This window comes from Neorhizobium sp. LMR1-1-1.1 (assembly GCF_040675795.1).
Taxonomy (GTDB): domain Bacteria; phylum Pseudomonadota; class Alphaproteobacteria; order Rhizobiales; family Rhizobiaceae; genus Neorhizobium; species Neorhizobium cellulosilyticum.
In genome coordinates this window covers 1,490,630-1,513,980 of record NZ_JBEGHE010000001.1, presented here as the reverse complement: position 1 = coordinate 1,513,980, position 23,351 = coordinate 1,490,630, and the positions used below count along the sequence as shown (strand labels likewise).

Sequence of the window (23,351 nt, the reverse complement as noted above, 5' to 3'; positions counted from 1 at the left end):
GAACTGACTGGGACATTTGAAGGCCATGGACCAAGACATACCGAAGTGGGATGCCCGCGAAGGGATCATCGAATCCGCGATTCCGGCGGACGAACTGGAGCGCCTGTCCGACGATATCATCGCAGCCCTGAAGACCGTTTATGACCCGGAAATTCCGGCGGACATCTTCGAACTCGGGTTGATCTACAAGATCGACATCGAAGACGACCGTATGGTCAAGATCGCCATGACGCTGACCGCGCCGGGCTGCCCGGTTGCCGGCGAAATGCCTGGCTGGGTCGAAAATGCTGTGAGCGCAGTTCAGGGCGTATCCGGCGTCGAAGTCGAAATGACTTTCGATCCGCCGTGGACGCCGGAGCGCATGTCGGAAGAAGCGCAGGTCGCGGTCGGCTGGTATTGATAGCTTAGGCTGCTGCGACTAAATTGATTGTCAGAAACGCCGGGCCTTGAACCCGGTTGTGGAAGAGGAATGAGCCGATGGGCTTTGCAGTGATGACCATGACCGATGCGGCGGCAGACCGCGTCAAGCAAATCGTTTCCAATTCCGGTCCGGATGCCAAGGGCATACGCGTCGGGATCAAGAAGGGCGGTTGCGCCGGCATGGAATACACGATCGACCTCGTTACCGAGGCAAATGCCAAGGATGACCTCATTGAGCATGACGGCGCCAAAGTTTGGATCGAGCCCTCGGCCGTTCTTTATCTGCTGGGCACTCAGATGGATTTCGAAATTACCAAGATGCGCTCAGGCTTCACCTTCGTAAATCCAAACCAGACGTCCGCCTGCGGCTGCGGCGAATCGGTAGAACTGAAGCCAGCGGATCTTGCCGCACTCGCAAAACAACGCGAAGCTGGCGTCACCGCCTGACGAAAGTCATATTTGGGTACGTGCGGTCGTTTTAATCCATCCGGGCTGCGTTGCGCACCAAGACCGAATGCAGCGTATCGCGGGAGGAAACTGACCAGCCCCCCTACCTTCGCGCAGCGCATCTATCGCGCCGAGATGGTTTGTCGGAGCGATCCTGAAAGCGGCTGAGAGCGCCGCTTGTGGTTTCTCTGTTGAACGTGAGCAGTCAGGCCAACTCCAAAAATCAATCCTGTCATTGTCGCCCCACCTGGGGCGATCGCCAGAGGCGCCATCGCGCCATAAGCCGTCAGCATTGTTCCGGTCAGGAAAAGCGGCCAGCCATATTTCGTTGGCAATGACCGCTGTGGAGTGGAGCACCGCCAGAGGATGACCAGATACAAGCCTAGGCCGATCAGGCCAAACTCAAACCACACCCCGACACTGCCCACATCTCCGGGGAAGATAAGATAAGGCCCCAGGAATGGCTTGGACGCATCTGACGTCGGCGACATTCCAAAGCCCCATAGGGGATCGGCAAAAATTCGGTCGCGCATGACTTCATATTCCAGCGCTCGATAGGCGCCCGAAGCGTCATTTGCAAACAGATCGAATGGATTGAAGGCGGGAACCAGCATCCCGGACAAAACGAATGTGGTTCCAAGTCCCAGAACAGAGATAGCCAATATTCGTAAAAAAGCGGGTCTGGGCGAAAGCATGAACACGATGCTCAGGCAGAAGATCACAAGAAGATAGACGCGAGAGAGAGAAAGCAGTGATGCCAGCGTGCATATCAAGAAAAAGGACAGGCTGACCCAGGTCACGCGTGTCCGGATTTGCACCAGCCAATAGAAATATGTGAGTGCGGCTAGGCCGGAATAGAGGAAAATCCGCGCGCCCCGGAAATCAAGATCGGAAACTAGGCCGGCCAGAATTTTGCCGGGCAAGACGCCCGCCATCTGCATGATCGAGACAAGTGCGTAAAAGCAGCAATAACCCGTTCCGCAGCCGATGACGCATTTCAGCAGATAGGTTCGCCCACCGGCCAGGCACACGCCCGCGAACGGAACGAATGACATCACCCATATGTATTGGAAGAAGGCGTTTGTATTGACGGGTAGCCAAAGCTTGTCTGCGAACACAGTCAATTGTGTCATTACGAGCGCCACATAACCAACGGCCATCAGTGGTATGAGTATGTGACCTCTTATTGCTGTATAGGCACAATAAAAAATGATGATAGCCGCACAGCTGCCCAAAATTAGCGGCTGTAGGAATAGACCGATCGCTTGATAAATACGGGATGCAAACAGGACGTCGCAAATAAGAATGACATGAATCAGCACTCGATGAAGAGCAAATTCAAGTTCCTCCAAGGGCTCTTTCATGCTGCTAACAGTCTTCATTTCCACCTAGCTTATAGGGTTGGCATTGATGATTTGCGAGTTTGCGCAAATTTCCAGAGGTGCAAAAGTAAGGCACGTGACGCCGATCTTATTCGGATGCATCTCTGTCTTCATCGTGTCGCCTATGAATGAATTCAGTCAGCTTATTCTACGTAGGTATTAGACTGTCAACGACACGTCTTGTTTTTTGGCGGATTGTATTAATGACGGGGTGAGCGAGGCGCTTGGTTGGCTTGCTCATGAATGCTTCTTGGCTCCCAAACGAAGTTTGCAGCCTTTGTCACTTCCGAAAGAAACGCGGTACCACGACTTTTCGAAGGAGGCCGAAAATATCCGAGAATCTCAGTTGCGAGCGATCATGATGGAAATATCTGATTGCTGAGATGGAAATGGAGACCGTGGCGGATGGGGTGGGATTCGAACCCACGGTACGGTTCCCCGCACGACGGTTTTCAAGACCGTTGCCTTAAACCACTCGGCCACCCATCCAGACTGTTGCGCTTTATCGTCCATTGATCGCCCCGTCAACGGCAGCTGCGATGATAGGAGGGCACCAAGGCGACAATCATGCGTCCCGCGCTGGGGGGGCATAACCTTGTGTGGTGGTGATTCTTGCTGCGGTCGCATGTGAAAAGGTTAAGACAAAGTATAAGTTTCGGCGCGTTGCGTATTGGAACAGCAATAAAATGAAATTAATTTACTTTTCGTTAACTATAACCATTTGAATTTTAACCATTCCACAGATTTTGTTCGCATTTCTGCCACGAACCAAGCAAAACCTGTCCAGTATTAGGCCCAAGTGGTTTCACGAGGGTGGGGTTGTGGTTGCGAATGGTACGGGTTGCGAGGCCCTGCATCATATTCGCACAATGCGAAATAGGGACGGACGAGCTTTGAGTTTGAGTGGCGGCAAACTTTCCCTCTGGTCTAAATGGCTTGGGATCAGCGTAATGTGTGCGACGATGGCATCCTGTGCCTCGACCAAGATGGCTGAAGCCCCGAAGAAGAAGGGTCACGGCAAGGAATATTTTGCTGAGTCGGAATATGGTGTGAAGGCCAGCCCGCGCGTTGTTGCGGACGGCAGGCCTGTTCCGAAGGGCGGTGGCCGCTTCATGGTCGGACAGCCTTATGAGGTCAAGGGCAAGACCTACGTGCCCAAGGAAGACCCGAACTACAACAAGTCCGGCCTTGCGTCTTGGTATGGCTCGGCATTCCACGGTCGTCTAACCGCCAATGGTGAAGTGTATGACAGCTCGCATCTTTCTGCCGCGCATCCGACATTTCCTCTCCCGAGCTACGCCCGCGTAACCAATGTCGATACCGGTTCGTCCGTCGTCGTTCGCGTCAACGACCGTGGGCCATATCACCCGGGTCGCATCATCGACGTTTCGGACAAGACCGCAGAGATGATCGACATCAAGCAGACCGGTACCGGTCGAGTTAATGTCCAGTATCTTGGTCGTGCGCGAATGGATGGCGAGGATATGCCATTCCTGATGGCCTCCTATATTCGCAAGGGTGATCGTCTGCCGTCGTTCAACCCCGGCGGCCAGATTGCGAGCGGGGTAATGGTTGCATCTAACCAACCCCTTGGTGATCAGTTGCAGAGTTACAGCTCGTCCATGCCGGCCGCCGCCTATGCGGGACGCAGCCCGAGCGCATCGTCTGCCAAGCGCCCGGCAGCCGAAAAGTTCGAACAGCAGACTGCGCAGATCGCATCTGTCACGCGCGCCGCTCCCGTGCCTGTCGAGCGCAAGGCTGCGCCCGCTGCCCGTCCCGTCCAGCAGGAGCGCGTTGTTGCTTATGCGTCGGCGCCAAGCCAGCCAAAGCCCGCACAACGTGTTCAGCCGGTGCAGCGTGTTCAGCAGCCGGTTCAGGCTCGAACGACTGAGACTGCCTATGCAGCGGAACCGCAGCAGGGCAAGGTTACACGCGTGATGTTCGGCAACGTGCTGCTGGAGCCGCCAAAGCCCGGCCAGAAATATTGACGCCGGCTATCGTCGACACACGAAACGATACTGACTTTTCATCACCCCGAAAGCCCGAAAGGTTTTTGGGGTGATTTTGTTTTCACGGATGCCATGTCGTTCTTAATTCACCATAAAAGACCTCTTGCTACTCTGAGCATGAATCGGATGGACTGCGGGGGAATGATGCGAAGTTTTCTGCTTTTGGTTTTTGTGCTGGCTGCGACCACATTGCAGGCGGCAGGGAACGTATTGGCGCAGGAAGCGCAGCCCGTTTTCGCGACAAAGGCAAAACAGGCGTATCTCATTGAGGCAGCGACGGGTACCGTGCTCTTGGCTGTCAACGAAAACCAGTCCTTTCCGGCAGCATCGCTTGCCAAGCTGATGACGATGGAAGTCGTTTTCGATGCATTGAAAAGCGGCGCGATTTCACCCGAGACGCTATATCCGGTCAGCGAATATGCCTGGCGCACGGGCGGTGCGCCTTCCGGTACGACAACAATGTTTGCCGCGTTGAAATCTCAGGTGCCGGTGGCCGACCTGATGCGCGGCGTGATCATCCAGAATGCCAATGACGCCTGTATCATTCTGGCGGAGGGTATTGCGCGCTCCGAAGGTGAATTTGCGGCCCGCATGACGGCAAAGGCCAAGGATATCGGTCTGGCGCGTTCCACATTCGGCAACGCCACAGGTTTGCCTTATGCTGAAAGTTGGACGACCGCGCGCGATCTGGTCGAGCTTTCGCGGCATCTCCATCGAAACTATCCGGAATATTACCCTCTGTATGCGCAGCCGGATTTCGCCTGGAACAAGATATTCCAGCGCAACAAGAACCCGCTTCTGTCGCTTAATATGGGGGTAGACGGTTTGGGGGCCGGTTTTGCCGAAGGGACAGGTTATGCACTAGCCGCGTCGGTCGCGAGAGATAATACGCGCCTCTTCCTCGCCCTCGGCGGCCTTGCCACGGACAAGGAGCGGACAGATGAAGCCAGACGCATTCTGGAGTGGGGATTGTCCTCGTTCGAGACCCGGGTTGTTTTTAAGGCGGGAGAGGTGATCGGGCAGGCGAGCATATATGGAGGTGTCGAAAGCAAGGTCGACCTCGTCACGAGAGAACCTGTCGATATTTTCACGCCGAAGACCAGCCCGGAAAGGCTGTCTGGACGGATCGCCTACAACTGGCCCCTGCGGGCGCCGGTCGCCCAGGGACGGGAGATCGCGACCTTGCGAATCTCGTCAGGCGACAGGGTGATCCGGGAAATCCCGCTTGAGGCTGCAGCTTCTGTGGAGGTCGGCGGTCTCAGGGCTCAGGCAAGCGATGCCCTGATGGAGCTACTGTTCTTCTGGCTTTGACGCCGCGTGAGCCGTGCCGAAAGTCGTTCCGAATTTCTGGCCGATGCGCTATATGCCCTTCAGACATAGACAGGTTCAAAGACAAGCGTGACAGATCGTTCGGGCATATTCATCACCTTCGAGGGCGGCGAGGGGGTCGGCAAGTCGACCCAGATCCGTCGGTTGGCCGATCGGCTTCGCCGTGCCGGTCACGATGTGCTGGTGACACGCGAACCGGGCGGATCTCCGGGCGCAGAGGCCGTTCGGCACGTTCTCCTCAGTGGAGCAGCCGAAACCTTCGGTGTGCGCATGGAGGCGATCCTGTTTGCCGCTGCCCGCAACGATCATGTCGAAGAGGTTATCCGCCCTGCGCTGGAAACGGGCGCAGTCGTGCTCTGCGATCGATTCGTCGATTCCTCACGAGTCTATCAGGGCGTCACCGGAAATCTCGAGCCAGGCTTCATCGAAGCCCTTCAGCGCATCGCCACAGACGGCGTCATGCCGGACCTCACCTTTATTCTCGATCTTCCGGCCGAGGCAGGTCTTGCCCGAGCACGCCGCCGTGGCGGCGGTGATGCGCCCGATCGTTTTGAGAAGGAAGAGGTCGATACACATGAAAAGCGGCGGCAGGCATATCTCGATATTGCGGCGGCCGAGCCGCGACGCTGCCGGGTTATAAACGCAGGTCGGCCGGAAGACGAAATCGCCGAGGAGATTTTCACGCTGGTGGAAACGGCGACTGAGGCGTCAGTAGCCGCGGAGCAGGTCTCGTGAGCGATACAGCCGCAAATGTTCTGGACGGAGCCATTCACCCGGCTGCAAATACCCAGCTATTCGGCCATTCGGGCGCGCAGGAGTTTCTGGCGCGTAGCTATCGTACCGGCAAGTCGCATCATGCGATCCTGATCGAGGGGCCGGAAGGGATCGGTAAAGCGACGCTTGCGTTCCGGTTCGCAAACTACGTGCTTTCCAATCCCGAACCGGGGCTTGCGCCAGTGACAATTCCCGATCCCGATCCGTCGACGCCGATCAGCCGACAGATCCTGTCCGGCGCTTCCCATAATCTGCTGCACCTGACGCGGCCTGTGGACGACAAAACCGGCAAGGTGAAGAGCGCAATCACCGTCGACGAGGTGAGGCGGGCAGGGCACTTTTTCTCTCAGACCTCGGGCACCGGTAACCGGCGCATCGTCATCATAGATCCCGCCGATGACCTGAACAGAAATGCGGCCAACGCGATCCTGAAGATTTTGGAAGAACCGCCGCGCGGTGCCATGTTTCTGGTTCTGTCGCACGCGCCCGGCAAGCTTCTGCCGACGATCCGCTCTCGCTGCCAGACACTCAAGCTGTCACCGCTCGGCGACAGCGAATTGAGCCAGTCTCTGACTGCGCTCGGACAATCGATCGACGGCGGCCAGACGGCCGAGTCGGTGCAGCGGTTGGCCAAGGGCAGCGTCTCGCGCGCACTGAAGCTGAAGAATTATGGCGGTCTCGATATCATCGCCGCATTCGACGAGATTGTCGCCGGAGGGGGACCTTCTGCACGCAAGGCCATGCATCGGCTGGCCGATGTTCTGTCGGGCAAGGACAGCGAGGTGATCTTCACCTTCTTCCTCGAACATTTAAGCGAATATCTCGTGGAACAGGCCCGTGGTGCGGCGTTGCAGGGGCAGTTGGCGGTTGCCGATAAGCGGGCGAAGCTGGTCAGCGAGATCGTCGAGAAGATCACGGTGTCGACCGCCTATAATCTCGACAAGAAACAGACGCTTCTGTCGATCCTGGAAGCGGCAAAAGCGGCTTGACGATCGGCCGTTAACGGCTCCCATAAGGAAGTTTGGGTTTCGCATCAGGCAAACATGCGCTAAGAGCGGCATGACCCGCGCCGCTGTGCCGCGAAAAACCATTTTCCGAGTGTATCGATGTCCGACAAGACGCCCTTCTACATCACCACCGCGATTTCCTATCCGAACGGCAAGCCGCATATCGGCCATGCCTACGAACTGATCGCGACCGATGCCATGGCGCGCTTCCAGCGCCTTGATGGGAAAGACGTCTTCTTCCTGACAGGCACCGACGAACATGGTCAGAAGATGCAGCAGACCGCACGCAAGGAAGGCATTTCGCCTGAAGAGCTGGCAGAGCGCAATTCCAATGAATTCCGCGCCATGGGCAAGGTACTCAACGCCTCTAACGACGATTTCATCCGCACCACTGAGCTGCGCCATCATGAGGCGTGCCAGATCATGTGGAACCGGATGGCCGACAATGGCGACATCTACAAGGACAGCTATGCCGGCTGGTATTCCGTCCGTGATGAAGCCTATTACGCCGAGGACGAAACGGAAGTTCGCGACGGCGTGCGTTACGGCGGGCAGGGGACGCCGGTCGAGTGGGTTGAGGAGTCGAGCTACTTCTTCAAGCTTTCGGCCTATCAGGACCGGCTGCTGAAGCTTTACGAGGAACAGCCCGACTTCATCGGCCCGGCCGAGCGTCGCAACGAGATCATTTCCTTCGTCAAATCCGGCCTGAAGGATCTTTCGATCTCGCGCACGACCTTCGACTGGGGCGTGAAGGTTCCCAACGATCCGGAACATGTAATGTATGTGTGGGTCGATGCGTTGACCAATTATGTGACCGCGACCGGCCTTCTGACTGATGAAAACGGTCCGCGGGCGAAATTCTGGCCGGCGGATGCGCATATCATCGGCAAGGACATCATCCGCTTCCACACGGTCTACTGGCCCGCCTTCCTGATGTCGGCCAAGCTGCCGTTGCCCAAGCGCGTCTATGCGCATGGTTTCGTGCTGGCCAAGGGTGGCGAGAAGATGTCGAAGTCGCTCGGCAACGTGCTCGATCCGTTCGAGCTGATCGAACATTTTGGCCTCGACGCGATCCGCTATTACCTGATGCGCGAGATCTCGTTCGGCCAGGATGGTTTCTGCAGCGAAGAGGCGATCGGTATCCGTATCAATGCCGACCTTGCCAACGGTATCGGCAACCTTGCCAGCCGTTCGCTGTCGATGATCGTCAAGAATTGCGACGGCCAGATCCCGACGCCGGGCGAACTGACCGAGGCCGACCGTGAGATGCTTGCCTCTGCCGATGCGCTGATTGCCACCTGCCGCGAGGAGATGGACAAGCAGATGATCCACAAGGCGCTGGCGGCGATCATTGCCGTCGTCTCCGAAACGGATCGTTATTTCGCCGGGCAGCAGCCATGGTCGCTGAAGAAGACCGATCCGGAGCGGATGGGTACGGTTCTTTATGTCACGGCCGAGGTCGTGCGCCAGATCGCCATTCTACTGCAGCCGTTCATGCCGGAATCATCGACCAAGCTGCTCAATCTGGTCGCCGCTTCTGCGGACGCACGGGATTTCGCAACACTGGGCGAAGCCGGACGCCTGAAGCCGGGCACCGTGCTTGAAGCACCGACGCCGGTCTTCCCACGTTATGTCGCGCCCGAGGCAACGGCCTGAGAAAGAAAAGGACGGTCCGGCATGTCCGCCGGATCGTCGCCCATATTGCAGTCAAGGTTTGAATAACGTGTCCATGCTGATCGATACCCATTGCCATCTGGATTTTGCCGAGTTCGATGAGGAGCGCGACCTGCTCATCGAGCGAGCGCATCAGGCCGGCGTGAAGCAGATGGTGACGATCTCCACGCGCGTAAAGAAACTCAAGACGCTGCTGGCAATTGCTGAAAAATACCCGTCCGTTTTCTGCTCTGTGGGCACGCACCCGAACAATGCCGGCGAGGAACTGGATATCCAGGCGGAAGACCTGATCCGCCTTGCCAATTCACATGAGAAGATCGTGGCGATCGGCGAAGCCGGTCTCGACTATTTCTATGACACGCAGACGCCGGCGGACCAGAAGACCGGTCTTGCCCGGCATATCGAAGCGGCGCGTGTCACAAAACTTCCGCTGGTCATCCATAGCCGAAGTGCCGACGAGGACATGATCGAAATCCTGACCGCGGAAAGCGGGAAGGGGGCATTCCCCTTCATCCTGCATTGCTTCTCGGCCGGACCCGACCTCGCCCGTGCCGGTATTGAACTGGGTGGCTACGTATCCTTCTCCGGCATCCTGACCTTTCCGAAATCCCAGGATATCCGCGACATAGCAAAAACCGTGCCGCTGGACCGCCTTCTGGTGGAAACAGACGCGCCGTTCCTGGCGCCGAAGCGCTGGCGCGGCAAGCGCAACGAGCCATCCTATGTGGTCAATACGGCCGAGGTTCTAGCCGAGGTCCATGGCGTCAGCTACGACGAGATGGCGACGATCACGACGGAAAACGCGTTCTGCTGCTTCGCCAAGATGCCGAGGCTTTAAAGCGTGCCAGAGGTAGCAACCGGATACCGCAGACGCTTCACCATTCTGGGCTGTTCGTCATCTCCGGGTGTGCCGCGGCTGAATGGTGACTGGGGCGCTTGCGATCCAGAAAACCCCAAGAACAGGCGCACGCGCACGGCCTTTCTCATCGAGCAGATCGCTCCGGATGGCGGCCGCACGATCGTCGCTATCGATACCGGGCCGGATTTTCGCGAGCAGATGATTGCGGCCAGGGTGCCGCGCATCGACGCCGTTCTCTACACGCATGCCCATGCCGACCATCTGCACGGCATCGATGACCTGCGTGGCTACGTTCTCTTGCAGAAGCACCGGATACCGATCTACGCCGATCCGCTGACGATGGAACGCATCCACCAAGGCTTCGGCTATTGCCTGGAAACGCCGCCTGGCGGAAATTATCCGCCGATCGTGACGCCGGTTCTGATCGACAATCTTGACGACGAGATCGTGGTCGACGGCGCCGGCGGACCGATCCGGTTCCATGCGCATATGCAGGCCCATGGCGACGTTCATTCGCTGGGTTTCAGGATCGGTGACGTCGCTTACTGCACGGATGTCAGCGATTTTCCGGTAGAGAGCATCGAGCGGCTTTCCGGGCTCGACATACTGATCATCGACGCGCTGCAATATAAGCGGCATCCGAGCCATCTCTCGTTGGAGCAGGCTCTCGACTGGATCGCACGCCTTGGCGCTAAGCGCGCCATTCTCACGCATATGCATATTCCGCTCGACTATCAGACCGTGATGAACGAAACGCCGGATCATGTGGAGCCAGCATATGACGGATTGAGTTTCGAGATCGCTGTGCCGGGCAACGAGTTGTAAGGACGTCTCAAGGGATCTACGCAAGTCTCTGCTAGTTCGGCCGTATTCGTTTGTTCCATAATCTATCTTATGCGATATTCGTATGTGGCTAGGCTGGGTTCAAGGATGAAGTGCGACGAAGACATTCTCTCCGTGTTGCACTTTACGTTTAACCTAACTCGTTTGTCGCAGCCTTCGCCCTGCCCGATGAATTCGGGAACTCAGACAAACTTCGTCCAGTCGATGGAAAATATATAAGCCTGTCCTAAATGACCAAGTGGCCAGTTTGACCTTTGTTCTGCTGAACTGATGTTCGGATTGGCTAACTCTGCTTGTTTAAGTCGTGCATGCCAATTCGTTGCAAACCGGCGTTTCAAACCTGATGATTTTGAACTCGTCAGCGCCTCGCTCGTGAGGCTCGCAAAATGGAGGAAAGAGCTATGGTGAGTGGTCAATTGAAAGCATTGCTCGGCGTTCTTGCGGTCGCCGGATATCAGAACAGAGACAAGATCGCGGAAATGCTGCGCGGAATACAGAACCCTCAGGCTGGAGATCCGAATATCGCGCAACCGGATGGTCGATCGCCACAGCCTCAGACGGCCGGACTCGATGATCTGTTCGGCAAGTTAGCCGGCGGCGGCGGTGCCGGTGGGCTCGGCGGCTTGGGCGGCCTTCTTGGCGGACTTGCGTCCGGCGGGATTCTCAGCGGCGGTCTGGGCGATCTCTTGAAGACGTTCCAGCAGAACGGGCTTGGAGAAAAGGCCGAATCCTGGGTAAATCCAGGCGCTAACGAGGATATCGACGACGTTCAACTCGAGCAGGCAATCGGACCCGACGTGCTCGAAGAGCTTTCGGCGAAGACCGGCCTTTCGCGAGAAGAGATTCTTGCGCGCCTGAGCAAGGATCTGCCGCGTGCGGTAGACGACCTGACGCCGGGCGGCCACCTGCCCCGTGACGACGGGGATTTTAGGACCGTCTGAAATCCTGCGTCCGCGAGAGAGCGAGCCTTGCAACATCACGTCATGTCGGCCGAAATCTCCCGTTAAGAACAATTGTATTAAAGCCGCGGCATACTCGAAAAAAGCGATGCAAGTCGTGTTTTTGAGTACGTCTCCTCGGATCGCGTGAGGCAGAGGCTTAAGGCCCTGCCCGCTTTTCGGCGAAAGCGGTCAGCGCATCTCCGGCGAGCCGGTAGCGAATCCATTCATTCTGCGGTTCGGCACCGATGGCATCATAAACCTTGATTGCCGGTTCGTTCCAGTCGAGTACGCTCCATTCGAAACGGCCGCAGCCATTTTCCAGTGCAATCTGGGCCAGTCGCTGCAGCAATGCCTTGCCGGCTCCAAAACCTCGCGCGCTGGGCGTCACATAGAGGTCCTCCAGATACAACCCGTTGCGAGCTTGCCAGGTGGAATAGTTGAAGAACCAGATCGCCATGCCGATCGCTTGCCCGTCCTTTTCGCAGATCAGCGCCTGCGTCACCGAGCGGGGACCGAAGATCGACTGTTCGATCGTCTCGACGGTGGCTGCCACTTCGTGCTCGGCTTTTTCATAGATCGCAAGTTCGCGAATGAATCCAAGCAGGGTTACGGCATCACCACGCGTGGCGGGGCGAATAGAGAGTGACATCAATCGTCTCCGGAATTCAGTTTAAAAGCTGGATGAGGCTGCCGGAGTTATTCGGCAGCGTCCTGGATCTCGGGAATTTCGAGCTCGTAGGCATAACCGTCGAGCATGCCATAGGCCTGTTCGATCGTCTTGATCTCGGCTTCGGACTTCGAAATCGCCTCGCCGATCGTCTCGCAACGCGCCTTCAGCATGCGCCCCAGCACGTCGGTTCCGGGCTTGCGGCCCATCCGGTCCATATGATTGCGGATGCGGGCGCGATGCCGTTCCATTTCCAGGATATGGAACCGTGCGCTGACGATCCGGTCGGTCAACTTGCGGCGCATGGAGGCGACGGGATCGAATGAACCAGGCTCGCGCTCGTCGAGGATCATTTCGTTGACGAGCGTTTCCAGAATGACGAGCCCCTGAAGGTCCCTGGTATCCGCCAGTTCCGGATCATAGCCGGTATCGTCGAAAACCTTGCGGCGCACGGGATCGAGCAGCAGTTCATAAGCCCGCTTCAGGTCGCCGAAAGCCTTTTGGTCGCCACCTGCGTCCGGATGAGCCGTTTTCACACGCTTCCTGTAGGCGGATTTTACCGCCGCGTTATCTGCGTCTCGCGAAAGGCCCAGAATGTCATAGGGGTCGATCAAGGAGCGTCACCTGTCTTCGGCATGTCATGCTTGGAGCAATCTTAGTCGTAAGCGTTAAGCCTCGATGGCTCAACCCCTTACCCATTCTTATGGCCAATTATGGGCGGCTTCCCACCCTGCCCGGCTTTGCCCACAATTATTGTTTTCTGAAGCGAAACGGGCGTTTACCTTCCGCGACCGGTGCCATCAGGAAACTTATGAAAACGCAGGGCAGAAGCACCAGGAAAGTCGCGGTCAGGCTCACATGCTCGGCAATGAATCCGAGAAGCGGTGGAACGCCGATGGTGGACAACATCAAGGTCAGGGCGAGAGCCGCCAGGTTTTCCGATGGCTGGCCCTTGCCGAGCGCGATGGTGGTGGCAACTGCCAGCGGGAAGGCCAGAGCGATACCGCAGCCAATCAGGAAGAGTGCCACGCCCGCATATATGTAGGATGGAGACGAGACCAGAAGCACGATGCCGACCGCGACTGTCACTGCCGACATGCGGATCAGAGCCAGCGCGCCAAAACGATCGCGCAGCATGTCGCCCATCATGCGGGTCAGGCCCATGCCGATGGTGAATGCGGCGTAGAGCGTGCCGGCGAGCGCCGGGTCTACGCGCAATTCCTCGCGCAGGAAGAAGATGCCCCAGTCATAAATCGCGCCCTCGACAATGCAGAGACCGAAGACCATGACGCAGATCAGCAGGATAGTGCGATCCGGCAGGACATAGGCGGAGCGACGTTTTGTCGTGGGTACGGCCGGCGGGTCGGCGGGCGTCAACAGGAAGACCGTGAGACAGGCAAGAAGAACAAGCGCAGCCGCCATGCTCTGCTGGATTGTCGGGGAAATCCCCTCCTCCGCCAGAAAACCGGATGCAAGCGAGCCGACCAGAAGGCCGACCGACCAGAAACCGTGACTGCGGGAGAGGACCTTGACGCCCGTGCGCGCCTCGATGCCGGCGGAGATCATGTTTGCCGCGACGTCGAAAATGGTACGGAAAAATCCGAAAAGAAAGAAACAAAAGATGAAACCCGGCAGCGGAAAGATCGTCAGCAGCGGGCTCAAAAGCGCAACGATCGGCAGCATGGTGACGGCGGTCAGACGCGGCGTCAGGCGATCGGTGATGCGGCCGGCGATCGGCAGGGCAAGAAAGGTTCCGATGGGAGCGCTGAGCAGCGCGAGGCCGAGCACCGCCTTGTCGACTTGAAGGGTTTCCTGGATGGAAGGCAGGCGGGTGAACAGTGAAATGAAGAGAATGGCATTGCTGAAATAGAGCAAGGCCGGGGGCAGAAGAGTCATAAAGGGTATCCGATCGAATCAGGCACGGCATTCGTCGCAAAAGGTCACGGGAACAACAAGCGCGTATGACAGGACCCTGCCCTGCATTACAAAGCAGCCGGCTTCAATTACGCGATCTGCCGATAAAATTCGCATGCCCATCTTTTCAGCGGTCAGAAACGCGCTACCATCAATCTTCTTGCTGGAGAACGTCTGATGGTCGCTCGCTTTGCTTCGCTGGTTGCTACTCTGGTGCTTGTCGCTCCTCCTGTCGTCCATGCCGAGGACCCTGCATTGCAGGCCCAGTCGGTGATTTCGGAACAAATAAGGGCGCTGATGCGGGACGATGCGGAGAAGGCTTATTCATACGCCTCCCCCGATATCCGGATGATGTATCCCGACGAGAATGCATTCCTGACTATGGTGCAGAAAAATTACGAGGCAGTCTATCACGCAGGAAACTATGCCTTCGGCCGCTCTAAACTGGTCGGCGGCGGCGAGATGGTGTTTCAGGAGGTGATGATCACCGGGCCGGGCGGCAAGGACTGGACCGCGATCTACGAAATGCGGCTGATGGACGACGGCACCTACAAGGTGAATGGCGTCAGGATGATGAAAAACTCAACGAGCACCGGCATCTGACGAGAAACCGTTGCTAAAGCGGCGCGGCCGACAACATCTCGTCCGCATCCTCTCGACTGAGACCGATAACGCGCCGGGCTATATCGGAACCGAAGCCGTTACGCGCGAGTGAAGACAATTCCTTGAGGATCCGCTTTTCATCGGCGTGCTCGCGCCGATAGGGCCCGAAGCCGCGGCGTCGCGCATAGGCGAGCGCGGCCTGGAGATCGTCGGCATCTTCAAGGGCGACCGCAGCGGTTTCTGAGGTTATGCCTTTCTCCTGCAGCTTTCGTTGCAGCATGCGCCGTGAGCGCCCCGTCCGCACGCCCGAACGAACCTTGGTCTCGGCATAATTCGCATCATCGAGGCAGCCCAGTGTACGGCCGCATTCGAGCGCGGCCGCAGCCAAGATCTGCAGGTCTTCGTCGGAAATATCCTCGAACTTCTGCCTGGCCTTTCGCTTGATGGCGTCGGCCAGCTCGCGTTCGGACATCATCCTGCGCGACAGCCGATAGATGGCGGAATTGCGCGCCCAAGCCAGCATGCGTGGCGTGACAACGATTGCCTGATCCTGCTCGCTCTCTCCGCTCACGCCGACAAAACTCCTTAGAGTGGGGCGATATCGCCCTTGGCCCAGTTTTCCTGGGTTTCGGCGTAGAAGTCGGCGAACCGACCTTCCTCGATCGACTGGCGGATGCCCTTCATCAGGTCCTGATAGTAGTTCAGGTTGTTCCAGGAGAGCAGCATGCCGCCCAGCGCCTCGTCGGAGCGAATGAGGTGATGCAGATAGGCGCGGGAATAATCACGTGCGGCCGGGCAGTTGGACTCTTCGTCCAGCGGGCGCATGTCTTCGGCATGGCGGGCATTGCGGATGTTGACGCGGCCGCGGCGGGTGAACGCCAGACCATGTCGGCCGGAGCGGGTCGGCATGACGCAGTCGAACATGTCGATACCACGGGCAACGGACTTTAGAAGATCGTCCGGCGTGCCGACGCCCATCAGGTAACGCGGCTTTTCGGTCGGCAGAACGGGAAGCGTCGTTTCCAGCATCGAGAGCATGACATCCTGCGGTTCGCCGACTGCCAGACCACCCACAGCATAGCCCTTGAGATCTAGCTGCTTCAGGCCTTCGGCGGAGCGGATGCGCAGGGCCGGCTGATCGCCGCCCTGAACGATTCCGAACATCGCCTTGCCCGGCTGATCGCCGAAGGCAACGCGGCAGCGCTCGGCCCAGCGCAACGACAGTTCCATGGCGCGTTCGATTTCCTGCGGCTCGGCCGGCAGTGCCACACATTCGTCGAGCTGCATCTGGATGTCGGAACCGAGCAGACCCTGGATCTCGATAGAGCGTTCCGGCGACATATGGTGCAGCGAACCATCGACATGGCTCTTGAAGGTGACGCCCTTCTCGTCGAGCTTGCGCAGGCCGGACAAGGACATGACCTGGAAACCGCCGCTATCCGTCAGGATCGGACCATCCCAGCGGATCAGCTTGTGCAGGCCACCGAGGCGCGCGACGCGCTCAGCGCCGGGGCGCAACATCAGGTGATAGGTATTGCCGAGGATGATATCGGCGCCGGTGTCCTTGACCTGGTCGAGATACATCGCCTTGACCGTGCCGACGGTGCCGACCGGCATGAAGGCGGGAGTACGGATCGTGCCGCGCGGCATGGAGACTTCGCCAAGGCGCGCGCCGGCGTCGGTCTTCTTCAGGGTGAACTGGAAATTCTCGGTGCTCATCTAGTCTTTCCGAAATAGCAGGCTGGAATCGCCGTAGGAATAGAAGCGATAACCTGTCTTGATGGCATGGGCATAGGCGTCCTGCATCGTCTCCAGGCCGCAAAAGGCCGAGACGAGCATGAACAGGGTGGATTTCGGCAGGTGGAAATTGGTCATCAGCATGTCCACCGCCTTGAAGCGGTAGCCGGGTGTGATGAAGATGCCGGTCGGGCCGCTCCACGGCTCGATCGTGCCGCCATCGACGGCGGCGCTTTCGATCAGCCGCAGCGAGGTCGTGCCGACACAGATGATGCGCCCGCCCCTCGCCTTCACGGCGTTGAGCTTTGCAGCAGTTTCGGCGCTCACATACCCGATTTCCTGATGCATCTTGTGGTCGACCGTATCATCCACCTTCATCGGCAGAAACGTGCCGGCGCCGACATGGAGTGTAACGAAATGCCGTTCGATGCCTGCGGCATCAAGTTTTGCAAAGAGATCAGGCGTGAAATGCAGGCCGGCGGTGGGGGCCGCAACGGCTCCGTCCTCGCGAGCATAGATGGTCTGGTAATCCTGCCGATCCTTTGCATCTTCCGCACGCTTGGCGGCGATATAGGGCGGCAGCGGGATATGGCCGACGGACATGATCGCCTCGTCGAGCGCCGGTCCTGAAAGATCGAAGCGCAGGGTGACTTCGCCACCCTCGCCTTTCTCTTCCACCGTCGCCATCAGTGAGCCGAGCTGACATGTCTCCGCCGAGTGACCAAATTCGATACGATCACCGATCTTGATGCGCTTGCCGGGCTTGGCGAATGCCTTCCAGACATCGGGCTCGCTGCGCATATGCAGCGTTGCAGACACCTGCTGGCCGCCCGCGCCTTCGCGGTGCCTGATACCCTCGAGCTGCGCCGGAATAACCTTGGTATCGTTGAACACCAGCGCATCGCCAGGTTCTAAGAAGTCCGCCAGTTCGGAAACGCGGTGATCCGCGAAAACCGGGGCAGCATCCGGACGCACGACAAGAAAACGCGCGCTGTCACGCGGGTTTGCAGGCCGCAGAGCGATGTTTTCTTCCGGCAGATCGAAATCGAAAAGTTCGACACGCATGGTGTAGTTTCGGGCCTGTTCTTGAAATGCGGAAGCCCGCCCCGTCCTTTAAAGGAACGGAGCGGGCCAAAAGCGAAAGCTCGACTTAAACGTCGGCTGCGACGCGGACCGAGACGATCGAATCCGGATCCTGTACCGGTTCGCCCTTCTTGATCTGATCGATGATGTCCATGCCTTCGATGACCTGGCCCCAGACCGAATACTGCTTGTTCAGCCACGGAGCGTCGGTGAAGCAGATGAAAAACTGCGAGTTGGCGGAGTTCGGGTTCTGCGAACGGGCCATAGAGCAGGTGCCGCGAACGTGCGGAACAGCCGAGAATTCAGCCTGCAGGTCCGGCTTTTCGGAACCGCCCATGCCGGCGCGCGACGGGTTGAAGCTTTCGCCGCCCTTCTTGCCGAACTTGACGTCACCGGTCTGCGCCATGAAATCCGGGATGACGCGGTGGAAGACTACGCCGTCATAGGCTTCTTCGCGAGCCAGTTCCTTGATGCGGGCAACGTGGCCCGGAGCGAGGTCCGGCAGAAGCGAGATCACGACCTTGCCCTTGGTGGTTTCCATGATGAGGGTGTTTTCGGGATCCTTGATCTCCGCCATGTGTATCTCCTTGCTTGCCTCTCGGGCTTTCTTCTAGTGGAAAATCGCGGCTTTGTGCCGTTACTTCTTGGTGACCGTGACCTTGATCATCTTGTCGGGGTTGCTGACTTCGCCATTGCCGCCCTCGCCGCGCTTGATCTTGTCGACGAATTCCATGCCGGACTGGACTTGACCGACGACCGTATACTGGCCGTTTAGGAAAGCACCTTCGTCAAACATGATGAAGAACTGCGAATTGGCCGAGTTCGGGCTCTGAGACCGCGCCATACCGACGGTGCCGCGCTTGAACGGGACCTTCGAAAATTCCGCCGGGATATCCGGCATCTCGGAGCCGCCCATGCCGGCACGCTTGGGGTTGAACTTCGCACCGCCCTGCTTGCCGAACTCGACATCGCCCGTCTGGGCCATGAAGCCATCGATGACGCGGTGGAAGACAACGTTGTCGTACTCGCCCTTGGAGGCGAGCGCTTCGATCTGGGCAACGTGCTTCGGCGCAACTTCCGGCGCAAGCTTGATGACGACCGGACCGTCCTTCAACTGGATAGTCAGGAGATCGTCAGCATAGGCGGCACCCGCCATGGATGCGAAGGCGATCAGACCGGCAAAGGCAGAGTGAAGCAATTTCATTGGAAACTCCGTGTTTCTGAACAAATCAGCGCGCAAATCTCGATTTCAAGGCCGCGAGCACGGTTGGCGGTACAAAAGCTGCCACATCGCCGCCCATGGCCGCGATCTGACGGACCAATGTGGCCGTTATGGGCCGCGACGCGGTGCCTGCCGGCAGGAAGACAGTCTGCACGTCAGGCGCCATTTGGCGGTTCATGCCGGCCATCTGCATTTCGTAGTCCAGATCCGTCCCGTCACGCAGGCCGCGGATCAGTAGCCTAGCACCATTGGCGCGAGCGGCATCGACAACGAGTCGATCGAAGGACACGACATCTATATTGGCAGCCTTTTCCGGCAGCGCTTCCTTGAGCGACGCACGGATCAGTTCTGCCCGTTCCTCGAAGGAAAACAGCGGCGTCTTGCCGGGATGAACACCGATCGCGACGATCACGCGGTCAGCGACCTGCAGTGCCTGAACCAGAACATCCAGATGCCCGTTCGTCATCGGATCGAAGGATCCGGGATAGAAAGCGGTCGTCATGCCTAGGCCCAGCCCCTGACTTTGCCGATTAAGATTCCCCGGCCTTTTGTCACGTCGCCCCCTCGTCTGCAAGGGTCAGAGGCTATCGATGCCGTGAATGCAAGATGAACGGGCCATTCAAGGTCGTTTCAGCGGCAGTTTGTTTTACTCCACATCAGCGGCAGGGCTTCCTGCCCGATCATGGAGAGAAAAATGCTGGTTATGGTCGTTCTTGGTGCTGTTCTTGCTGCGTTTCTCATCGAAGGCGCCCTTTTCGCCCTGGAACAGAACGACGCCTGACAAATGCAAAAGATGAACGCCAGATGAACAGCCCTTTCAGGCAGGCTTCAGAGGCGTTCAGTTAAGTTTCTCTCAAAATGCGGTGGAACCCGTGTGTGCTTGATGCGCCGGGCCAGTTAAGAAGGAATGCGGATATGTTTAAGCGGAACCCGATGACGCTCGACAAGGTCACCATGATCAATGTCGTCTGGACGTCCATGATCGCAGTCATGCTGACTGCGACGGTAACCCTTTACCAGAACAAGTCCGATCCGTCGGAAATGAACTACTCGCAGATGTCCGGTCGTTATCAGGACGTTTCCTACTATTAATCAGGCCGAGCGGGCCTGACCCTCGGAGGCAGGTCATGTTCGAGACTCTGGCAATTCTTGCAGTTCTGATCAGCAGTCTGTGTGTCGCGTCAGTGACTCTGATGGTTTCCGCGCTTCACCGCCCGCGCGGAGATATTGAGGATTTCGCTCGCAGACACAGCGCCTTTTGATTGGAACCTCACCTCAGGCGCTGCAGAGCTCAAAAGTCACCACAGAGTGTCAGACAGTTAAAATTCGAAAGCCGGAGAACATGTTCTCCGGCTTTTTTCGTATCTGACTTCAAGTTGGGATCAAACGGCGCGCATCACGCGCCGCTATCATCACCTTCCGGCGCCGGATTTTCGGCGGAAGCGGTGCCTGCGGCATCGATGCCGTTTTCCTCTTCGCCCTCGACGCCATTTTCCTCGTCACCTTCCGGCTCGCTGATACGCTCGACGGAAACCACCTTCTCATCCTTGGCGGTCGAGAAGATCGTGACGCCCTTTGTCGCGCGGCTGGCGATACGGATGCCGTTTACCGGAACGCGGATCAGAACGCCGCCATCGGAAACGAGCATGATCTGGTCTGCTTCGTCGATCGGGAAGGCCGCAACCTGTTCGCCGATTTCCGCGGTCTTGGACGTGTCGGTGGCGCGGATACCCTTGCCGCCACGGCCCGAGGTCCGGAAGTCGTAAGAGGATGAACGCTTGCCATAACCCTTTTCCGACACGGTCAGAACGAACTGTTCGCGGGACTTCAGGTATTCGTAACGTTCATCGGAGAGCTGTCCCTCTTCGGTGACTTCCTCACCGACCAGAGCAATATCCTCCTCGTCGACACCCGCAGCGCGACGTTCTGCGGCGGAGCGCTTCAGATAGGCAGCACGCTCCCACGGCTCGGCATCGACATGATTGACGATGGTCATAGAGATGATGCGGTCGCCATCGGCCAGGTTGATACCGCGAACACCGATCGAGTTTCGGCCGGCGAACACGCGGACCTCATCGACAGGGAAGCGGATTGCCTGGCCAAGTGCCGTCGTCAGAAGCACGTCATCACCCGGAATGGCGAGATCATGGTTTGGCGCAGTGCAGGTCTCTACGGAGAGGATTTCGTCACCCTCTTCCTCGAGCTTCATGGCGATCTTGCCGTTGCGGTTGACCTGAACGAAATCGGACAGCTTGTTACGGCGAACCGTACCGCGCGTTGTCGCGAACATGACGTCGAGGTTTTCCCAGGAATTCTCATCCTCGGGCAGCGGCATGATGGTGGTGATGCGTTCGCCGGGTTCCAGCGGCAGCATGTTGATCAGCGCCTTGCCGCGCGATTGCGGAGTGCCGACCGGCAGGCGGTAGACCTTTTCCTTGTAGACGATGCCACGCGAAGAGAAGAACAGAACCGGCGTATGGGTGTTGACCACGAACAGGCGCGAGACGAAATCCTCGTCACGCGTCGCCATGCCGGAGCGGCCCTTGCCGCCACGACGCTGGGCGCGATAGGTCGCAAGCGGCACGCGCTTGATATAGCCAAGATGCGATACCGTGACGACCATGTCTTCGCGGGCGATGAGGTCTTCATCGTCCATGTCGAGGCCGGCATCCATGATCTGGGTGCGGCGCGGCGTGCCGAATTCGTCACGAACGCCTGCGAGCTCATCCTTGACGATGGTCTGGATGCGGATGCGCGACGACAGGATGTCGAGATAATCGGAAATCTCGGCACCGATCTTGTTCAACTCGTCGGCGATTTCATCGCGGCCGAGTGCGGTCAGGCGGGCAAGACGCAGTTCGAGGATGGCACGCGCCTGCTCTTCGGACAGATTGTAGGTCGCATCCTCGTTGATCCTGTGGCGCGGATCGTCGATCAGGCGGATCAGCGATTCCACGTCATGTGCCGGCCAGCGGCGGGTCATCAACTGCTCACGGGCCGTTGCCGGATCGGGTGCACGACGGATCAGCTGGATGACTTCGTCGATATTGGCGACGGCGATGGCGAGACCGACCAAGACGTGGGCGCGTTCGCGGGCCTTGCGCAGCAGGTATTTCGTGCGGCGGCTGACGACTTCCTCACGGAAGGACACGAAGGCGCGCAGCATGTCGAGCAGCGTCAGCTGTTCAGGCTTGCCGCCGTTCAGCGCCACCATGTTGCAGCCGAAAGAGGTCTGCAGCGGCGTGTAGCGGTAAAGCTGGTTGAGGATGACGTCAGCGTTTGCGTCACGCTTCAACTCGATGACGACGCGGTAGCCCTGGCGGTCAGACTCGTCGCGCAGGTCGGAAATGCCCTCGATGCGCTTGTCCTTGACCAGTTCGGCCATCTTTTCGATCATCGTAGCCTTGTTCACCTGATAGGGAACTTCGGTGATGATGATCTGCTCGCGGTCGCCGCGCATCGGCTCGATCGTGGCAAGGCCACGCATCATGACCGAGCCGCGACCCGTCTCATAAGCCGAGCGAATCCCGTTCTTGCCGAGAATCATCGCGCCGGTCGGAAAATCCGGACCGGGGATGATTTCCATCATCTCGGGCAGCTCGATCGCCGGATTATCAATCAGCGCGATACAGCCGTTGATGACTTCCGAAAGATTGTGCGGCGGGATATTGGTGGCCATGCCGACGGCGATGCCGCCTGCGCCATTGACCAGCAGGTTGGGGAATTTGGCCGGAACCACGACCGGCTCCGACATGGTGCCGTCGTAGTTGTCGCGAAAATCGACGGTTTCCTTGTCGAGGTCGTCGAGCAGCGCATGCGCCACCTTTTCCAGACGGCACTCGGTGTAGCGCTGGGCCGCCGGCGGATCGCCATCGATCGAGCCGAAATTGCCCTGACCGTCGATCAGCGGCATGCGCAAGGACCAGTCCTGCGCCATACGGGCCAAAGCGTCATAGATCGCCGAGTCGCCGTGCGGATGGTATTTACCCATCACGTCACCGGTGACGCGGGCGCTCTTGACGTATTTCTTGTTCCAGTCGAGCCCCAGCTCGTTCATCCCGTAGAGAATGCGGCGATGGACCGGCTTCAGGCCGTCACGAACATCAGGAAGGGCGCGGCTGACGATGACGCTCATGGCGTAATCGAGATAGGAGCGCTGCATCTCCTCCATGATGGAAATGGGTTCGATGCCTGGGGGCAGCTTTCCGCCGCCGGGTGTGCTTTGCTCAGTCAAATCGGATCACGATCTCTGTACGGAATCAGTTGCATTTTTATAACGGAAAGAGGTAACGAGCGCCAATTTCCGCGAGGGTTTTGAACAGCTTTCGACGCCATTCAAGGCAAGACTTTGTCCATCACCGCAAGCGCGGCAAAGGTCCTGACTTCCCGTTAAGCCGGGACTGTCCTAACAATCATCCATCGTGTTCGCAAGGAACTCGA

23 protein-coding genes and 1 tRNA gene are annotated in these 23,351 nt (G+C 58.2%); 12 read left to right on the top strand and 12 right to left on the bottom strand.

Translation table 11 applies throughout. The features are described 5' to 3' along the window. Positions 1–25 precede the first annotated feature (25 nt). Positions 26–400: an SUF system Fe-S cluster assembly protein gene (locus MRBLMR1_RS07305; RefSeq protein WP_112511628.1), complete on the top strand. Its 375-nt coding sequence runs from the start codon at positions 26–28 to the stop codon at positions 398–400. A gap of 77 nt (positions 401–477) precedes the next feature. Further along, entirely contained in the window at positions 478–867 is a 390-nt protein-coding gene (gene sufA / locus MRBLMR1_RS07300) for a Fe-S cluster assembly scaffold SufA (protein WP_148148437.1), read from the top strand. 122 nt (positions 868–989) lie between these two features. Here sufA and MRBLMR1_RS07295 read toward each other — a convergent pair whose 3' ends face one another. Next, a complete protein-coding gene (locus MRBLMR1_RS07295; RefSeq protein WP_500064017.1) occupies positions 990–2,249 on the bottom strand; it encodes an O-antigen ligase family protein in 1,260 nt (419 codons plus the stop codon). Between the two features lie 399 nt (positions 2,250–2,648). Next, positions 2,649–2,738, bottom strand: a tRNA-Ser gene (locus tag MRBLMR1_RS07290). Between the two features lie 380 nt (positions 2,739–3,118). Between MRBLMR1_RS07290 and MRBLMR1_RS07285 the strand changes: the two genes are divergently transcribed. The 8 genes from MRBLMR1_RS07285 (at position 3,119) to MRBLMR1_RS07250 (ending at position 11,685) form a co-directional block, all read left to right on the top strand. Next, positions 3,119–4,237, top strand: a complete 1,119-nt coding sequence (locus MRBLMR1_RS07285; protein ID WP_148148435.1) for a septal ring lytic transglycosylase RlpA family protein — start codon at positions 3,119–3,121, stop codon at positions 4,235–4,237. 162 nt (positions 4,238–4,399) lie between these two features. After that, complete coding sequence (locus tag MRBLMR1_RS07280) at positions 4,400–5,569, top strand: D-alanyl-D-alanine carboxypeptidase family protein (RefSeq protein WP_500064016.1); 1,170 nt, start codon at positions 4,400–4,402, stop codon at positions 5,567–5,569. Positions 5,570–5,656: 87 nt separating this feature from the next. Next, positions 5,657–6,322, top strand: a complete 666-nt coding sequence (gene tmk, locus MRBLMR1_RS07275) for a dTMP kinase (RefSeq protein WP_148148434.1) — start codon at positions 5,657–5,659, stop codon at positions 6,320–6,322. Then, positions 6,319–7,350 carry a DNA polymerase III subunit delta' gene (locus MRBLMR1_RS07270; protein WP_148148433.1) on the top strand — a complete coding sequence of 344 codons (1,032 nt, stop codon included), beginning with the start codon at positions 6,319–6,321 and terminating at the stop codon, positions 7,348–7,350. Before tmk ends, MRBLMR1_RS07270 begins: the two co-directional genes overlap by 4 nt. A 117-nt stretch (positions 7,351–7,467) precedes the next feature. Further along, the gene (gene metG, locus MRBLMR1_RS07265) at positions 7,468–9,024 is read left to right on the top strand and encodes a methionine--tRNA ligase (RefSeq protein WP_148148432.1); all 1,557 of its coding nucleotides are present in this window, start codon (positions 7,468–7,470) and stop codon (positions 9,022–9,024) included. 73 nt (positions 9,025–9,097) lie between these two features. After that, positions 9,098–9,880: a TatD family hydrolase gene (locus MRBLMR1_RS07260; protein ID WP_148148431.1), complete on the top strand. Its 783-nt coding sequence runs from the start codon at positions 9,098–9,100 to the stop codon at positions 9,878–9,880. A 3-nt stretch (positions 9,881–9,883) separates the two neighbouring features. Then, positions 9,884–10,726: an MBL fold metallo-hydrolase gene (locus MRBLMR1_RS07255; RefSeq protein ID WP_148148430.1), complete on the top strand. Its 843-nt coding sequence runs from the start codon at positions 9,884–9,886 to the stop codon at positions 10,724–10,726. Positions 10,727–11,145: 419 nt separating this feature from the next. Next, positions 11,146–11,685, top strand: a complete 540-nt coding sequence (locus MRBLMR1_RS07250) for a YidB family protein (protein ID WP_148144368.1) — start codon at positions 11,146–11,148, stop codon at positions 11,683–11,685. Positions 11,686–11,842: 157 nt separating this feature from the next. Here MRBLMR1_RS07250 and MRBLMR1_RS07245 read toward each other — a convergent pair whose 3' ends face one another. From MRBLMR1_RS07245 to MRBLMR1_RS07235, 3 genes are all read right to left on the bottom strand, one after another. Next, a complete protein-coding gene (locus tag MRBLMR1_RS07245) occupies positions 11,843–12,334 on the bottom strand; it encodes a GNAT family N-acetyltransferase (protein WP_183686097.1) in 492 nt (163 codons plus the stop codon). A gap of 47 nt (positions 12,335–12,381) precedes the next feature. After that, entirely contained in the window at positions 12,382–12,966 is a 585-nt protein-coding gene (locus tag MRBLMR1_RS07240) for a DnaJ domain-containing protein (protein WP_148144366.1), read from the bottom strand. Between the two features lie 136 nt (positions 12,967–13,102). Beyond that, positions 13,103–14,248: an MFS transporter gene (locus MRBLMR1_RS07235; RefSeq protein ID WP_148144365.1), complete on the bottom strand. Its 1,146-nt coding sequence runs from the start codon at positions 14,246–14,248 to the stop codon at positions 13,103–13,105. Positions 14,249–14,443: 195 nt separating this feature from the next. On the opposite strand from MRBLMR1_RS07235, the gene MRBLMR1_RS07230 reads away from it, so the two are divergent. Beyond that, positions 14,444–14,869: a DUF4864 domain-containing protein gene (locus tag MRBLMR1_RS07230; protein WP_148144364.1), complete on the top strand. Its 426-nt coding sequence runs from the start codon at positions 14,444–14,446 to the stop codon at positions 14,867–14,869. 13 nt (positions 14,870–14,882) lie between these two features. On the opposite strand, the gene MRBLMR1_RS07225 is transcribed toward MRBLMR1_RS07230, so the two are convergent. The 6 genes from MRBLMR1_RS07225 to coaD all read right to left on the bottom strand — a co-directional run bounded on the left by MRBLMR1_RS07225 (position 14,883) and on the right by coaD (position 19,413). Next, positions 14,883–15,440: a regulatory protein RecX gene (locus MRBLMR1_RS07225; protein WP_404944763.1), complete on the bottom strand. Its 558-nt coding sequence runs from the start codon at positions 15,438–15,440 to the stop codon at positions 14,883–14,885. A 14-nt stretch (positions 15,441–15,454) separates the two neighbouring features. Continuing rightward, complete coding sequence (gene tgt, locus MRBLMR1_RS07220; protein ID WP_148144363.1) at positions 15,455–16,588, bottom strand: tRNA guanosine(34) transglycosylase Tgt; 1,134 nt, start codon at positions 16,586–16,588, stop codon at positions 15,455–15,457. Continuing rightward, the gene (queA, locus tag MRBLMR1_RS07215) at positions 16,589–17,671 is read right to left on the bottom strand and encodes a tRNA preQ1(34) S-adenosylmethionine ribosyltransferase-isomerase QueA (RefSeq protein ID WP_148144362.1); all 1,083 of its coding nucleotides are present in this window, start codon (positions 17,669–17,671) and stop codon (positions 16,589–16,591) included. It abuts the gene before it with no gap. 85 nt (positions 17,672–17,756) lie between these two features. Next, positions 17,757–18,266 (bottom strand): peptidylprolyl isomerase, encoded by a 510-nt coding sequence (locus MRBLMR1_RS07210; RefSeq protein ID WP_148144361.1) that lies wholly within the window; start codon positions 18,264–18,266, stop codon positions 17,757–17,759. Between the two features lie 60 nt (positions 18,267–18,326). Next, a complete protein-coding gene (locus tag MRBLMR1_RS07205; RefSeq protein ID WP_148144360.1) occupies positions 18,327–18,893 on the bottom strand; it encodes a peptidylprolyl isomerase in 567 nt (188 codons plus the stop codon). 25 nt (positions 18,894–18,918) lie between these two features. Beyond that, entirely contained in the window at positions 18,919–19,413 is a 495-nt protein-coding gene (coaD, locus tag MRBLMR1_RS07200) for a pantetheine-phosphate adenylyltransferase (RefSeq protein WP_148144359.1), read from the bottom strand. 413 nt (positions 19,414–19,826) lie between these two features. On the opposite strand from coaD, the gene MRBLMR1_RS07195 reads away from it, so the two are divergent. Further along, a complete protein-coding gene (locus MRBLMR1_RS07195; RefSeq protein WP_183686177.1) occupies positions 19,827–20,003 on the top strand; it encodes a hypothetical protein in 177 nt (58 codons plus the stop codon). 304 nt (positions 20,004–20,307) lie between these two features. On the opposite strand, the gene gyrA is transcribed toward MRBLMR1_RS07195, so the two are convergent. After that, the gene (gyrA, locus tag MRBLMR1_RS07190) at positions 20,308–23,145 is read right to left on the bottom strand and encodes a DNA gyrase subunit A (RefSeq protein ID WP_148144358.1); all 2,838 of its coding nucleotides are present in this window, start codon (positions 23,143–23,145) and stop codon (positions 20,308–20,310) included. Between the last annotated feature and the right edge of the window lie 206 nt (positions 23,146–23,351).

Bases quoted from the DNA above. Each gene is read 5' to 3' on its own strand.
- MRBLMR1_RS07285 (WP_148148435.1), top strand. From the start codon at position 3,119: ATGCGAAATAGGGACGGACGAGCTTTGAGTTTGAGTGGCGGCAAACTT.
- MRBLMR1_RS07305 (WP_112511628.1), top strand. From the start codon at position 26: ATGGACCAAGACATACCGAAGTGGGATGCCCGCGAAGGGATCATCGAA.
- sufA (WP_148148437.1), top strand. From the start codon at position 478: ATGGGCTTTGCAGTGATGACCATGACCGATGCGGCGGCAGACCGCGTC.
- MRBLMR1_RS07295 (WP_500064017.1), bottom strand. From the start codon at position 2,249: ATGAAGACTGTTAGCAGCATGAAAGAGCCCTTGGAGGAACTTGAATTT.
- MRBLMR1_RS07250 (WP_148144368.1), top strand. From the start codon at position 11,146: ATGGTGAGTGGTCAATTGAAAGCATTGCTCGGCGTTCTTGCGGTCGCC.
- coaD (WP_148144359.1), bottom strand. From the start codon at position 19,413: ATGACGACCGCTTTCTATCCCGGATCCTTCGATCCGATGACGAACGGG.
- MRBLMR1_RS07210 (WP_148144361.1), bottom strand. From the start codon at position 18,266: ATGGCGGAGATCAAGGATCCCGAAAACACCCTCATCATGGAAACCACC.
- tgt (WP_148144363.1), bottom strand. From the start codon at position 16,588: ATGAGCACCGAGAATTTCCAGTTCACCCTGAAGAAGACCGACGCCGGC.
- MRBLMR1_RS07230 (WP_148144364.1), top strand. From the start codon at position 14,444: ATGGTCGCTCGCTTTGCTTCGCTGGTTGCTACTCTGGTGCTTGTCGCT.
- MRBLMR1_RS07260 (WP_148148431.1), top strand. From the start codon at position 9,098: ATGCTGATCGATACCCATTGCCATCTGGATTTTGCCGAGTTCGATGAG.
- metG (WP_148148432.1), top strand. From the start codon at position 7,468: ATGTCCGACAAGACGCCCTTCTACATCACCACCGCGATTTCCTATCCG.
- MRBLMR1_RS07235 (WP_148144365.1), bottom strand. From the start codon at position 14,248: ATGACTCTTCTGCCCCCGGCCTTGCTCTATTTCAGCAATGCCATTCTC.
- MRBLMR1_RS07205 (WP_148144360.1), bottom strand. From the start codon at position 18,893: ATGAAATTGCTTCACTCTGCCTTTGCCGGTCTGATCGCCTTCGCATCC.
- queA (WP_148144362.1), bottom strand. From the start codon at position 17,671: ATGCGTGTCGAACTTTTCGATTTCGATCTGCCGGAAGAAAACATCGCT.
- MRBLMR1_RS07245 (WP_183686097.1), bottom strand. From the start codon at position 12,334: ATGTCACTCTCTATTCGCCCCGCCACGCGTGGTGATGCCGTAACCCTG.
- MRBLMR1_RS07195 (WP_183686177.1), top strand. From the start codon at position 19,827: ATGTTTAAGCGGAACCCGATGACGCTCGACAAGGTCACCATGATCAAT.
- MRBLMR1_RS07280 (WP_500064016.1), top strand. From the start codon at position 4,400: ATGATGCGAAGTTTTCTGCTTTTGGTTTTTGTGCTGGCTGCGACCACA.